The 12,153-nt window shown below is 72.6% G+C and carries 14 protein-coding genes; 4 read left to right on the forward strand and 10 right to left on the reverse strand.

Annotation, left to right across the window (positions count from 1 at the left end; all coding sequences use genetic code 11):
• Nucleotides 1-9: 9 nt before the first annotated feature.
• The 8 genes from BA062_RS14175 to BA062_RS14210 all read right to left on the reverse strand — a co-directional run bounded on the left by BA062_RS14175 (nt 10) and on the right by BA062_RS14210 (nt 7,020).
• Nucleotides 10-903: a formylglycine-generating enzyme family protein gene (locus tag BA062_RS14175; RefSeq protein WP_110336505.1), complete on the reverse strand. Its 894-nt coding sequence runs from the start codon at nt 901-903 to the stop codon at nt 10-12.
• Between the two features lie 136 nt (nt 904-1,039).
• A complete protein-coding gene (locus BA062_RS39820; protein ID WP_168213949.1) occupies nt 1,040-1,366 on the reverse strand; it encodes a hypothetical protein in 327 nt (108 codons plus the stop codon).
• Nucleotides 1,367-1,379: 13 nt separating this feature from the next.
• On the reverse strand, nt 1,380-1,544 hold the full coding sequence (locus BA062_RS14185) for an LGFP repeat-containing protein (protein ID WP_110336506.1): 165 nt from the start codon (nt 1,542-1,544) through the stop codon (nt 1,380-1,382).
• Nucleotides 1,545-1,568: 24 nt separating this feature from the next.
• Entirely contained in the window at nt 1,569-2,207 is a 639-nt protein-coding gene (locus BA062_RS40205) for a hypothetical protein (protein ID WP_210406843.1), read from the reverse strand.
• 215 nt (nt 2,208-2,422) lie between these two features.
• Entirely contained in the window at nt 2,423-2,785 is a 363-nt protein-coding gene (locus BA062_RS14195; RefSeq protein WP_110336507.1) for a VOC family protein, read from the reverse strand.
• Nucleotides 2,778-5,060 (reverse strand): phosphoenolpyruvate synthase, encoded by a 2,283-nt coding sequence (gene ppsA, locus BA062_RS14200; RefSeq protein WP_110336508.1) that lies wholly within the window; start codon nt 5,058-5,060, stop codon nt 2,778-2,780. Before ppsA ends, BA062_RS14195 begins: the two co-directional genes overlap by 8 nt.
• Before the next feature lie 17 nt (nt 5,061-5,077).
• Nucleotides 5,078-6,124, reverse strand: a complete 1,047-nt coding sequence (locus BA062_RS14205; RefSeq protein ID WP_110336509.1) for an NAD(P)-dependent alcohol dehydrogenase — start codon at nt 6,122-6,124, stop codon at nt 5,078-5,080.
• A complete protein-coding gene (locus BA062_RS14210) occupies nt 6,121-7,020 on the reverse strand; it encodes a universal stress protein (RefSeq protein WP_110336510.1) in 900 nt (299 codons plus the stop codon). The genes BA062_RS14205 and BA062_RS14210 overlap by 4 nt, the downstream gene beginning before the upstream one ends.
• Nucleotides 7,021-7,230: 210 nt before the next feature.
• On the opposite strand from BA062_RS14210, the gene BA062_RS14215 reads away from it, so the two are divergent.
• The 3 genes from BA062_RS14215 to BA062_RS14225 are packed head-to-tail and all read left to right on the forward strand — an operon-like array spanning nt 7,231 to nt 8,679.
• Nucleotides 7,231-7,689, forward strand: a complete 459-nt coding sequence (locus BA062_RS14215) for a universal stress protein (RefSeq protein ID WP_110336511.1) — start codon at nt 7,231-7,233, stop codon at nt 7,687-7,689.
• A 22-nt stretch (nt 7,690-7,711) separates the two neighbouring features.
• Nucleotides 7,712-8,344 carry a hypothetical protein gene (locus tag BA062_RS14220; RefSeq protein ID WP_210406844.1) on the forward strand — a complete coding sequence of 211 codons (633 nt, stop codon included), beginning with the start codon at nt 7,712-7,714 and terminating at the stop codon, nt 8,342-8,344.
• The gene (locus BA062_RS14225; RefSeq protein WP_110336512.1) at nt 8,341-8,679 is read left to right on the forward strand and encodes a hypothetical protein; all 339 of its coding nucleotides are present in this window, start codon (nt 8,341-8,343) and stop codon (nt 8,677-8,679) included. The genes BA062_RS14220 and BA062_RS14225 overlap by 4 nt, the downstream gene beginning before the upstream one ends.
• Here the strand turns inward: BA062_RS14225 and BA062_RS14230 are convergent.
• The gene (locus BA062_RS14230) at nt 8,636-10,924 is read right to left on the reverse strand and encodes a heavy metal translocating P-type ATPase (RefSeq protein WP_110336513.1); all 2,289 of its coding nucleotides are present in this window, start codon (nt 10,922-10,924) and stop codon (nt 8,636-8,638) included. The genes BA062_RS14225 and BA062_RS14230 overlap by 44 nt on opposite strands.
• A gap of 77 nt (nt 10,925-11,001) precedes the next feature.
• Nucleotides 11,002-11,406 (reverse strand): Hsp20/alpha crystallin family protein, encoded by a 405-nt coding sequence (locus tag BA062_RS14235; RefSeq protein WP_110336514.1) that lies wholly within the window; start codon nt 11,404-11,406, stop codon nt 11,002-11,004.
• A 531-nt stretch (nt 11,407-11,937) separates the two neighbouring features.
• On the opposite strand from BA062_RS14235, the gene BA062_RS40520 reads away from it, so the two are divergent.
• Nucleotides 11,938-12,099: a hypothetical protein gene (locus tag BA062_RS40520; protein ID WP_245959816.1), complete on the forward strand. Its 162-nt coding sequence runs from the start codon at nt 11,938-11,940 to the stop codon at nt 12,097-12,099.
• Nucleotides 12,100-12,153: the final 54 nt, after the last annotated feature.

The following is a 12,153-nucleotide window of genomic DNA, read 5'->3' on the forward strand; positions in this document are numbered from 1 at the left end:
GAGCCGCCCTCAGCGACTCACGTCGGCGACCACGCGGAAGCCGAGGTTGCCGCTGGAGCTGTCCGGAGTGTTGCCGGTGCGCGCGGCGACCCGGTAGCGGTTGCAGTACGAGTCGTGGCACAGGTACGACCCGCCGCGCATCGCCCGGTTGGTCCGGTCGGGGTCGAACCACTCGGCCGTCCACTCCCAGACGTTGCCCGAGGTGTTGTACAGACCGAACCCGTTGGGGCGGAAGGCATCCACCGGCGCGGTACCGGCGTAGCCGTCGTCCTCGGTGTTCCGCACCGGGAACCTGCCCTGCCAGATGTTGCACCGGTGCTCGCCGTCCGGGGTCAGCTCGTCGCCCCACGGGTAGCGCATCTGGTCGAGGCCGCCGCGCGCCGCGTACTCCCATTCGGCCTCGGTCGGCAGCCGCACCCCGGCCCACGCGCAGTAGGCGACCGCGTCGTTCCACGACACGTGCACCACGGGATGGTCCTGTCGCGCCTCGACGTCGCTGCCAGGGCCCTCCGGTGCCCTCCAGTACGCTCCCCCGACGGCGCACCACCACGGCGTCTGCTCCGGCCTCGGCGACCGCTTGCGCAGCTCGGCGGGGACGAAGCGGGCGAAGACGTAGGTCCAGCCGAACTTCTCGGCCTCGGTGCGGTATCCGGTGGCGTCCACGAACTCGGCGAAGCGGGCGTTGGTCACACAGAACGGGTCGATCGCGAACGGCGCGACGGTCACCTCCCTGATCGGCCCCTCGCGGTCGTCGGGGAACCCGTCGGCGTCCTCGGTGCCCATGCGGAAGGTCCCGCCCGGCACCGTGATCAGCCCGTCGGTGACGTGGGTCGTGCCGGGGTTCGTCCCCCGGCTCGCCTCGGCCACCGGCCCGGACCGGGACGGCGGGCAGCACTCGGACATGGGCGGCACCTCCTGTTTCCGCGCTCCACCCTAGGGCGCCGCCGCGCGGGCACGGTCGCCGAGGCCCACGCGACACACTCCTCGTGCGGCCACCCGCACATGGTGGTGCGGTGGTCGTAGGCGTCGGGGGAGGCGATCAGGCCGAGCGCGCCGGCGAGGCGTTCCGCAGGACGTTCGCCGAGCTCGGCGCCGAGGTGACGGTGCTGCCGCCGGAGGCCGACTTCGACGAGACGGACCTCGACGGCACCATCCCCGGCCGGGCCAGGCTGCGCGGGCCGAAGCTGGGCCGCTTCGAGCTGACCAACTTCGTGCGCGCGATGCCCGCCCAGCTGAAGACCGTCGACCGGCACCTCGAGCCCGGCGTCGACGTGGTGCTGTGCGACCCGTTGTTCCTGGCCGGGATGGCGCTGGTGCTGCGCGAGCACCGGCCCCGCGTGCTGGCGCTGGGGTTCGTGCCGCTCACGGCTCCCGCGCTGTTAGACCACCTGGACGGCGCCGGTCGTCGCGTTCCAGATGAGGGCGCCGTGCTGGAAGTTGCTGCGGTGGCCCTCGGCCACGGCGAACTCGTCGCTCACTGGAAGGCCCAGCCTGCTTCCCGTGCCGCCGAGCCGGATGTACTCACTCAGGATCGTTCCGTGCACCTCGTGCGCCCCGGTGGCGGACGACTAGTAGACGTTGCCGCCCTGGAATTGGGAGCCCCGCCCTCCGGTCACGCCGACCTCGTCGCTGAGCGGATACCCGAGCAGTCCCCGTCCCCACCCGAGCGCGGCCCACTTGTCCCGGATCATCCCGTGCACCTCGTGCGCCGCCGTCTCCGGGCTCCAGTAGATCGAGCCCTTCTGGAAGTGGTTGTGCCAGCCCACGCCGTCCGGAGTCGCAGTCTCGTCGGTGCGCGGGAAGCCGAGCACCGAGTTCCTGGCCCCCAGCGCCCCGTACTTGTCGCCGATGACGCCCCTAATCACCGCCAGGTAGGGGGTGGTGAAGCCGTACCCCATCGAGCGGAGGGTGGAGATCACAGACGGCAGCGCGGCCGTGTCGGTGGACTCGTTGCTCAGGTGCATCACGATGGTCGCCCCGGGCACGGTGTGTTGGCGCACGCGCTGCAGGATCTGCGCCGTCGAGGCCCCCTGGTAGCCCGTGGTGTCGAACGTCCAGTCGAAGCCGTTCTCCCGCAGGATTCTCAGCACCTCCGCCGGATTGCCGGGGCTCCAGTAGTCCGCGTCGAACGTGAGCGTGACCGCCCTGGTGGTCGTGTTGTACGCGCGCGTGAACACTTTCGCGGAGGCCGGCGCCGTGTCCGACATCGGCGCCCGCGCAGTGTCCTCCGCGCGCGCGGCGACCGGCGGGTCCACCACTTCGTCGTGATGACGGGATAGCCCCCGCGAGCGGGTCGGCTGTTGCGGTCTCACCTCAGCCATCCCCTTGCCTTGCCCAGTCTTCTCGCTCCGGGAGGGGCCGCGAAGGGTCGAACGTCACCGGCACGGCCCGAGGGCCCGAGGTTCTCCGTGCCGCAGGCGCGCTACCCGCCGGACGATGGGGCCTGCCACAGCAGACCGACGATCGCTCCGCCGGGGTCGGCGAACAGGGCGAAGGCCATGCTCTCGTCGATGTCCGTTGGCGGCACCACGACCTCGCCGCCGAGCTTCCGGATCTCCGCCAGCTTCGCGCCGAGATCGTCGACCCGCACGTAGATCGTCACGTACGGCGGCCGGTCCGCGGGCGAGCGCATGATGCCCCCCGCGAGGCCGCCGTCGCCCGGCTCGGCGATCGTGTAGTCGGGTCCGGCGTCGGTCATGGTCCAGCCGAAGGCCTTGCCGTAGAACTTCCGCAGCGCGGCCATGTCGTGGCCGCCGATCTCCCAGTGCACGACCGGATCACCCATTTCCCACACCTTCCTTCGAAACGAGCCCGAGCAGGAGCCTGCGCTCGGCCGAGGCGATCGCGGCCCTGGCGGAGGCGACCGCGTCCGGGTTCACCGAGATCGACGTGATGCCGAGGCGCACCAGGTGGTCGGTGAACGCGGGGTCGTTGGACGGTGCCTGCCCGCACAGCGACGACGTGATACCGAGCCGGTGCGCCGTGGAGACGATCTGGCCGATGGCGTCGAGCACGGCCTCGTCGCTCTCGTCGAACAGCTCCGCGCAGAGCTGGGAGTCGCGGTCGACGCCGAGCATCAGCTGGGTCAGATCGTTGCTGCCGATGGAGACGCCGTCGATACCGAGGCCGACGTACCGGGGAAGCCAGTACAGCACCGACGGCACCTCGGCCATGATCCACCGGTGCAGGCCCCGCTGCGCGCCGAGCGGGCTCGCGTCGACGAGCTCCAGGCAGGCCTCCAGTTCCCAGCGGGTCCGCACGAACGGGATCATCAGGTGCAGGTTCGGCGTCTCCTCGCGGACCCGTGCCAGTGCCCGCAGCTCCAGGGCGAACAGGTCCGGCTGGCGGATGTAGCGGTAGCAGCCCCGGTAACCGATCATCGGGTTGCTCTCGTCCGGTTCGTACGCGGCGCCCCCGGCGAGACCGCGGAACTCGTTGCTGCGCATGTCGATCGCCCGGTACACCACCGGCCGGGGCGCGAACGCCGATGTGATCCGGTGCAGCGAGCCGACCATCGCGTCCACGAAGGATTCCTGCTCGCCCTTAGCGATGAGGTCGCGAGGATGGCGGCCGCCCAGTGCCTCGGTGAGCATGAACTCGGCGCGCAGCAGCCCGACCCCGTCCACGGGTTGCGCCGCGACGGCGCGCGCCTGGTCCGGCATCGCGAGGTTGACGTACAACCGGGTACCGATCGCTTCGGCGGGCGCGGGCACAGCGGTCGCCGAGGGAGCGGTGACGCGGGCCGGGCGCACGGCCGCACCGGCCGACACCGTCCCCTCGCCGCCGTCGACGGTCACCAGCTGCCCCGGTGTGAGCACGCTCGTCGCGTTCCCGGCGCCGACCACGCACGGCACTCGCAGCTCGCGGGCCACGATCGCCGCGTGGCACGTCATCCCGCCGCCGTCGGTGACCAACGCGGCGGCCCGCCGGATCGCGGGCACCCAGTCCGGGTTGGTCATGGGGGCCACCAGCACCTCGCCGTCCTGCAGCAGCGGGCCCTCACCGGGATCGGTCAGTACCCGCACCCGGCCGCCGGCCGTGCCCGGTGACGCCGCGAGCCCGGTCACCAGCGGCGTGCCCCCGAGCGGCTCAGCCGTCCCTGCGGGCACGGTCAGCGTCGTGATCGGGCGCGCCTGCACGAGCCAGGTCCGCTCGGCGTCGATCGCCCACTCGACGTCCTGCGGCCGCCCGTAGTGCTCCTCGACGCGGATGCCCAGGCGCACCAGTTCGCAGACATCCGCGTCGTCGAGCACCCGGCTCCGCGTGTCCTCCTCCGGAAGGCTGATTCGCTGGTCCCGCCCGTCCGCACCGCGCACGATCTCGAAGTCCTTGCTGCCCACCCGGACGCTGAGTACCGTCGGCCCGTCCTTGCCCACGACGTAGGTGTCCGGTTCGACGGAGCCGCTGACCACGGCCTCGCCCTGCCCGAACGACGCCTCGACCACGGACACCGTCCGGTCGCCCGTGCGCGGATCGGCGGTGAACAGCACACCCGACCGCCGCACGGTCACCATGCGCTGCACCACCACCGCGATCGCGGGCTCGGCGGTGAGGACCCGCTCGGCGCGGTAGGAGACGGCGCGCGGAGAGAATAGCGACGCCCAGCAGGCCGTGATCCGGTCGAGCAGCTCGGCATCGCCGGAGACGTTGGTGAAGCTGGCGTTCATGCCCGCGAACGACGCGTCCGCGCTGTCCTCACCGGTCGCCGAGGAGCGCACGGCGACCGCGGCCGACTGCCCCAGCCGGTGATAGGCGCCCAGCACGCCTCGCCGCAGTTCGCGGTCGAGCGCGGCCTTGCCGACCAGCGCGCGCAGACGTTCACAGGCGGCGGCCAGCCGGGAGGGCTCCTCGACGAGCCCGAGCGCCTCGGTGTGCAGCTCGGCCAGCTCTGCGCGCACACCGGCCCTGTCCATCGCGGACAGGTAGCCGTCGCGGAGCACTACGAAGCCGGGAGGGACCGGGAATCCCGCGGCGGACAGCTCGCCCAGGTTAGCTGCCTTGCCGCCCGCGCGGTCCTCGTCGCGCAGGCCGATCTCGGCCAGGTCCAGCACGGGGGTCATCGAGTCTCTACCTTCGCTCAAGGCGTGATGACGGCGCGGCCGACGAGTTCGCCCGCCGCGAGCCGGTGGTAGGCCTCGGGCGCCTCGGACAGGGGGAACGCCGTCGCCATGGCGCGCAGCAGCCCGCGCGAGGCCAGGTCGAGCACCTCGACCAGCTCGGGGCGGGTGCCCCAGTACGTCGTCTGCACCGAGAGCTCGTAGGGCAGCCCGAAGAACGACACGGGCAGCGTGCCGCCACCGAGGCCGATGATGGTCAGCTCCCCGAGCGTCCGTGCGCACGCCGCGCCGAGGGCGAGCGTCGCGTCGTTGCCCACGCAGTCGAGCACGACATCGGCACCCCGGCCGCCGGTGAAGTCCCGGATCACGTCCGCCCCCGCCTCGCCCGGCGCGAGCACCAGGTCGGCGCCCTCATCGGTGGCCAGCGCCCGGGCGTCGGCACGGGTGTCCACGGCAACGATCCGCGCGGCGGTGGTGGCCTTGAGGATCTGGATCGCCAGGTGGCCCAGCCCACCGACGCCGATCACCACCGCGGTGGAGCCGGGCGGCAGCTTCGGCCACGCCCTGCGCACCGCGTGGTACGGCGTCAGCGCCGCATCGGTCAACGGTGCCGCGGTGACCGGGTCCAGGCCCGCCGGAAGCGGAACGAGATGACGGGCGGCAGGCACGAGCATGAACTCGGCCATGCCGCCGTCGAGCCCCAGCCCACCCCCGCCACCCGGGACGGGCGCCGCCGCCAGGTTCTCACAGTAGGTGTCGGCACCGGCCTGGCAGCGCGGGCACGTGCCGCACCCCCACGGCCCGTACACCGCGACGGCCTGGCCCGGCTCGAGGCCCGTCACTCCCTCACCGAGCGCGTGCACCCAGCCCGCGTTCTCGTGGCCGAGGGTGAACGGAGGGCCCCACGGCAGCTGCCCGGCCGCGAAGTCGTGCATGAGGTGCAGGTCCGAGTGGCAGGCACCAGCCCCGCCGATGCGGACCACCACCTGCCCGTGCCCCGGCCGCGGCTCGGCCACGTCGACGAGCACCGGCTCGGACTTCCACTCCAGCAACCGGAGCGCCTTCATCGCTCTGCCCTCCCCCGCTGGTGGCGGACGACGAGCACGGGGCACTGCGCGTGGTGGATCAGCGCCTGGCTGGTGGAACCGAGCAGCATTCCCCGGAAACCGCCCCGGCCCCGGCTGCCGACCACCACGAGCGACGCTGTGCGCGAGCGTTCCAGCAGCTGGCGCCGCGGCCGGTCCAGCACCACGACCCGCTCCACGGTGACGTCAGGGTAGCGCTCCTGCCAGCCCGCGAGTCGTTCCGCGAGGAGACGCCGCTGGTCCTCCTCGTGACGGCCGGTCTCGAAGTACCCGCGGCCGGTGTCGTACTCGAGGTCCAGCCACGCGTTGACGGCCACCAGCGGCACACCGCGCAAGGACGCCTCCCGGAACGCGACCGCGACGGCCTCCTCGCTTACCGGGCTGCCATCGATACCCACGATCACCGGGCCGTCCACCGCGGCACCACCGTTCTCACGGCGTCTGACCACAGTCACGGGGCACTCGGCGTGGCTCGTCACCGCCACCGCCGTGGATCCCAGCAGCATCCCGGTGAAGCCGCCGCCGCCCGTGGCGCCCAGCACGATCATGGCCGCCGACCGCGACTCCGCCACCAGCGCGGGCACCGAGTCGTTGTTCGGCATCGCCGTCTCCACGCGGACGGCGGACTCCGCGAGTTTGGCCTCGTGCTCGGCGGCGGAAAGCAACCGCTTCGCCTCGGCCTCGAAGATCTCGTAGACCTCGGGGCTCGGCGGCAGATCGGTGCCGTAGCCCTGCATGACGGTGTAGGCGTGCACGATCCGCAACGTCCGGTTGCGCCGCGCCGCCAGCGCGGCGGCCCACCGGATGGCATCCATCGAGGCCTCCGAGCCGTCGGTGCCCACCACGATCGGGCCGTCCGAGATGTCCCCAGCAGTCATGGTTCTCTCCTTTTCGCTCCGGCCCGACGGTAGGAATTCGCGGGCCGCTCCCGCTGCGGCCGTTGGTCCCCACCGCCGGGGACCTTCGGCCGCCCGGGGCCCACGCCGGCCAACCGGTTACCTCCGGGCCCCACGCCCGTGACTTACGGCCCTAGAGCGCCACGGCCCGCCGGGTGAGGATCGGGCCAACCGCGGAACTGGGAGGACGACATGGCGGGCAATGGCAGCACGGGTATGCGCAAGATCGTGGTCGGCGTCGACGGCTCGGCCGCCGCCGAGCACGCCCTGCGCTGGGCCGCGAGCGAAGCCGTCCTGCACGGCGACGAGATCGAGGCCATCGCCGTCCGCGAGCGCGACGAGTTGCTGCCCGGCACCTCGTTCAGCTTTCAGCCCCACGGCCGCCACCCGGTCACTGACGAGGAGGACACCCGGACGTACCTCCACGCCGCCGTCGCCACGGTGGCCCCCGTGGTGCCCGTCACCGAGACGGTGCTCGTCGGCGACCCAGCCACGGAACTGGTCAAGGCCTCGGCTGGCGCGGACATGCTCGTCGTCGCCAGCCATCGCTACGGCCCGTTCGCGGAGATCCTGCTGGGCAGCACCTCCGCCGACTGCGTTCGGCACGCGCAGTGCCCCGTCGTGGTCATCCCAACCAACCTGACCCGCTGAGCCGAGCGAGGAGCGCGAAACCATGACCGAGACCCGATCCACAGTAGACGGCAAGGCCGGCGAGCAAGCCCCGTCACTGGCCGACCGGTTCGCCCCGAAGCCCGCGACCACACAGGCACAGCACCTGATCGTGAACACCGACACGGCTAAGGCCTACCGCGCAGTGCGCGAACTCGACTTCACCGACATCCGCGGCCCGATCGTCGGTGCCGCGATGTGGGTCCGCGGCCTGCCCGAGCGCTGGCACAACCGCAAGCACGGCCCGCCCCGCGAGCCGACCCGCATGACGCTGGACGACATGGAACACGGCTCCGACTGGGTCATTCTCGGCGAGACCTCAGGCTCGGAGATCGCCGCCGGGGTGGCGGGCCGCTTCTGGAAGCCGGTGGTGCAGTGGCATCACGTCGACGCGAGCGAGTTCGCCGACTTCGACGAGCCCGGTTTCGGCAAGATCGTGATGTCGTTCTCGGTGCGCCCGTACGGAATCGGCTCGCTGGTCAGCTACGACATCCGCGTCTCCATCAACGACACGATGTCCACAGCGGCCTTCGCCGTCTACTGGAAGACGGTCTCACCGTTCGTCGCGGCGATCCAGCGCGCCACGCTCCGCACGATCAAGGCCAACGCCGAGCATCCCGCCCCGGAGAACGCGTGAACGCCTGGAAGCTGACCGTCGGCTACACGGACCACGACGGCGTCGTCGAGACCACGGCGGTCCTCGGAGACGGCGCGCGAGCCTACCGGGGTACCGGCCGCAGCGGCCCCGCCCACGGCTGGCCCCACGTGCGCTCCGTCCAGCTCGTCGCCAACGACCTTGCCCTGGTCCACGCGCTGGCGGAGCTCACCGATGCGCTGGACGAAGCGGCCCAGTCCGCGGACGGGCCGGTCGCCGAGGGGGCGCATCAGCCGGGCCCACCGTGGGGCCGGCGCGGTCCGTCACCTGACCTCATGGGTGGTCCCGCCGGGCCGGCTCCTGCTCGGCCAGCGTGAAGAACGCTTCCTCCTCCTGCGCGAAGTGCAGGGTCAGGATGGCGTCCAGGCCGTAGAGGGTCGCCCGCAGGTCGTCGACCTGATCGGGCTGAATGCCCTCCGGGGCCTCGCGCAGGTGCCTGCCGAGTCTCCGGCACAGGCGCTCGATCTCGGCGTGGCTCCGGCTCATCGTCACCGTTCCCTCGGGACCGCCGAGCACCCCGGTCAGCGCGGGGTAGAGCTCGGTCTCCTCCGACCGCTCGTGCGGCAGCAGCCGTTCGGCGAGGAGCCGGTGTGCGCGCCAGACCGCGGCGTCGGCGTCCGCTCCGGCCCCGTCGCCGAGCGCGTCGGCCGCCTGCCGCACCGCGGCACGCACCGGCAGCAATGTCTCGTGCTCGCCGGAGAACCGCCGCAGCAACGCGTCGGCGTCGTGGTTGCGCCTGCCCACCGGCGTGCGCAGCACCCGCAGCGCGTTGGCAATGACGGCGAGGTCGATGCCTTCCTGCACCACGGCCCCCGCGACCGGGAGCAGCCAGCCCGCGGCGGCCGCGAGCATCGCCACCACCGACAGCGCCGTGCCAGCGACCGCGCTCTGGAGTGCGACGCGCCGGGTACGTCTCGCCACCTCCACCCCGTCGGCGAGCCGGTCGATCCGGTCGTCCACGATCACCGCGTCCGCGGCCTGAACCGCCGCCGTCGAACCACGCGAGCCCAGTGCGATGCCGATGTCGGCCGCGGCCAGCGCCGGCGCGTCGTTGACGCCGTCGCCGACCATCACGGTGACGCCCCGTCGCCGTTCGGCCTCGACGCGGGCGATCTTGTCCGCCGGGCTCGCCTTCGCCTGCACCTCGTCGATGCCGAGCAGGCCGGCGACCTCCTGTGCGTTGTCGACCCGGTCGCCGGTGAGCAGGACCACGTGGCCGAGGCCGGTCGCGCGCAGGCGCCGCATCGTGCGCGCGGCGTCGATCCGGATGCGGTCGCGGATCAGGATCGCCGCGGCCAGTTCGCCGTCCACCTCCACCCACACGACCGTCGCCAGGTCGAGCCTGCCCCGGCGGGCCGCGGCCGTGGCCCATCCGGGCAGGACCACGCCGTCGTCGAGCCTGCCGACGCGAACCCGATGACCGTCGGTGACGCCCGCCGCGCCGCGGCCCGGCTCCTCGGTGACGTCCTCGGCGGGCGCGGGCCCGGTACCGGAGCGGGCGGCGGCCCGCAGCACGGCGCTCGCCAGCACGTGCGGCGAGTACTGCTCCACACCCGCGGCGAGCCGCAGCACACCCTCGGAGGTGAAGCCCGCCGCGCACACCACGTCGGTCACCTCGGGACGTCCCGCGGTGACTGTGCCGGTCTTGTCCATCACGAGCGACCGCGCGTGGCCGAGCAGCTCCAGTGCGGCGCCATCCTTGACGACGACACCGGCCCGCGACATGCGGGACATGCCACCGGTCACGGCGATCGGCACGGCGAGCAGCAGCGGGCAGGGGGTGGCCGTGACCAGCACGGCCACCGCCCGGACCGCCTCCCCCGTCACCGCCCACGCGCCTGCCGCGAGCGCCACCGCGACGGGCAGGAACCAAACGGCGACGCGGTCGGCCAGCCGCGCGACCGGTGCCGCGGCGGCCGCGGCCTGCTCCGCGAGCCGGACCACGCCGGCATACGTGCTGTCGTCGGCCGTCCGCGCCGCCCGGAGATCGAGTACCGCCCCGGCGTTGACCACGCCGCTGCGGACCGGCTCCCCGGCCGCGCGGTTCACCGGTTCCGGCTCGCCGATGAGCGCCGACTCGTCGATCACGGCCTCGCCCAGCACGGTGCCGTCCACCGGCACGACCTCGCCCGGCAGCACCACGACGACGTCCCCCGGGCACACGTGGTCCACCGGCACGGTCTCGACCTGTTCGCCTGCCCGCACGTGCGCCTGGCGGGGCGCCCGCTCCAGCAGGGCGGACAGGTCTCTGGCCGCCCTGCGGCCCGCGACCGCCTCCAGCACCCGGCCGGTCGCGACCATGAGGGCCACCACCGCGCCGGCCAGGAACTCACCGAGCGCGAGCGTGCCGCCCAGTGCGAGCACGGCGAGCAGGTCGGCACCGTAGCGGCGTCGCCGCAGCTGGGCGACCACCCAGCCGAGCGCGGGCACCAGCGTCACCGCCGTCACGGCCGCCCACAGCGCCCGGGCGAGCCCGGGTTCGAACGGCCACGCGAGCCCACCGGCCGCCAGCCCCGCGCCGACACCCGCGAGCAGCAGTACCTCGCGTGACCTCCCCCGCATGCCGCGACCTCCCTACGCCGATGGACGGCACGCCCCGGCGGCGCGGGCCGGAACGGCCGCGCCGCCGGGAACCCCTGCTACTTGCCCGCCACCGGAATCTGGCGCGCCTCCCCGGTCTTCTCGATCGGGATCGTCACCTCGAGGATCCCCTTGTCGTAGCTGGCCGCGATCTTGTCGGCGTCCGCGCCAGCGGGCAGGCGGACCGTGCGCGCGAACGAGCCGTAGTGGAACTCACTCCGGCCCTTCTCCTTCTTCTCCTCGCTGCGCTGCGCAGTGATCGACAGCTCGTCCTTCTCCACCGTGATGGTGATGTCGTGCTCGGGGTCCAGACCGGGCAGCTCGGCCCGCACCACGTACTTGTCCTCGGTGAGGTAGTCCTCCAGCCGCATCCACTGCCGCTCGGAGAGCGACCCGAACGGGAACTCCGACTCGAGCCAGCGGAACATGTCGGGCAGGGAACCACGCGGAACCAGCGACGTCATGGCAACCTCTTTCCAGTCGGTTTTCGTGCCGCCTCCAGGCAACGCTTACCCACCGGGTCCTGTGCAGAGTCTCCTTGCTCTGTTGGGAAGGACGAACGGCCACATTCCGGCCTGGTGACCCTCGGCCCTTTCCGGAGCGCACCAGCGGCGGTACCAAGGTCGCATGGGCGAGAACGAGAGCTGGGCGCTCTTCAGCAAGCGAGCCGCGCTGGCCGACGGCCGGAGCGTGGTGGTGACGCCGCTGACCCCGGCGGACGTCGACGAGCTGGGGCAGGCGCTGCTGCACGCGGATCGGGAGACTCTGTACCAGCGCTTCTGCGGCACCGCGCCCCGGGTCACACCGACGCTCCTGCGCCACCTCACCGAACTCGACCACGTGCGCCGGTTCGCGGTCGTGGCGCGGAACACCGAGGGACGCGGTGTCGCGGTGGCCCGCTACGAGGCCACCGAGGCGTCCGGCGTCACCGAGGTCGCGGTTGCCGTGCATCCGGACTGGCCGCGGCAGGGCCTGGCGACGGCGCTCGTGCGCACATGCTCACGGAGGCGGCCCGTACCCACGGTTTCACCCACTTCCGGGCCACCTACCTCGCCGGCAAGAAACCGGTCGCGGAGCTGCTCGACGGCGCCGGGGCGCGCCGGAGCATCACCGAGGGCATGGCCGACGCTGTCGTCGAATTGGTCCGCACCGAGTGATCGAGGTCCCCCGGCGCGCGAAAGAGGACCTTCGGCCTCATGACGATCTCGGGC

This window comes from Prauserella flavalba (assembly GCF_003202235.1).
GTDB lineage: Bacteria > Actinomycetota > Actinomycetes > Mycobacteriales > Pseudonocardiaceae > Prauserella_A > Prauserella_A flavalba.

Bases quoted from the DNA above. Each gene is read 5' to 3' on its own strand.
- BA062_RS14175 (WP_110336505.1), bottom strand. From the start codon at position 903: ATGTCCGAGTGCTGCCCGCCGTCCCGGTCCGGGCCGGTGGCCGAGGCG.
- BA062_RS40205 (WP_210406843.1), bottom strand. From the start codon at position 2,207: ATGTCGGACACGGCGCCGGCCTCCGCGAAAGTGTTCACGCGCGCGTAC.
- BA062_RS14195 (WP_110336507.1), bottom strand. From the start codon at position 2,785: ATGGGTGATCCGGTCGTGCACTGGGAGATCGGCGGCCACGACATGGCC.
- ppsA (WP_110336508.1), bottom strand. From the start codon at position 5,060: ATGACCCCCGTGCTGGACCTGGCCGAGATCGGCCTGCGCGACGAGGAC.
- BA062_RS14205 (WP_110336509.1), bottom strand. From the start codon at position 6,124: ATGAAGGCGCTCCGGTTGCTGGAGTGGAAGTCCGAGCCGGTGCTCGTC.
- BA062_RS14210 (WP_110336510.1), bottom strand. From the start codon at position 7,020: ATGACTGCTGGGGACATCTCGGACGGCCCGATCGTGGTGGGCACCGAC.
- BA062_RS14215 (WP_110336511.1), top strand. From the start codon at position 7,231: ATGGCGGGCAATGGCAGCACGGGTATGCGCAAGATCGTGGTCGGCGTC.
- BA062_RS14220 (WP_210406844.1), top strand. From the start codon at position 7,712: ATGACCGAGACCCGATCCACAGTAGACGGCAAGGCCGGCGAGCAAGCC.
- BA062_RS14230 (WP_110336513.1), bottom strand. From the start codon at position 10,924: ATGCGGGGGAGGTCACGCGAGGTACTGCTGCTCGCGGGTGTCGGCGCG.
- BA062_RS14235 (WP_110336514.1), bottom strand. From the start codon at position 11,406: ATGACGTCGCTGGTTCCGCGTGGTTCCCTGCCCGACATGTTCCGCTGG.
- BA062_RS40520 (WP_245959816.1), top strand. From the start codon at position 11,938: ATGCTCACGGAGGCGGCCCGTACCCACGGTTTCACCCACTTCCGGGCC.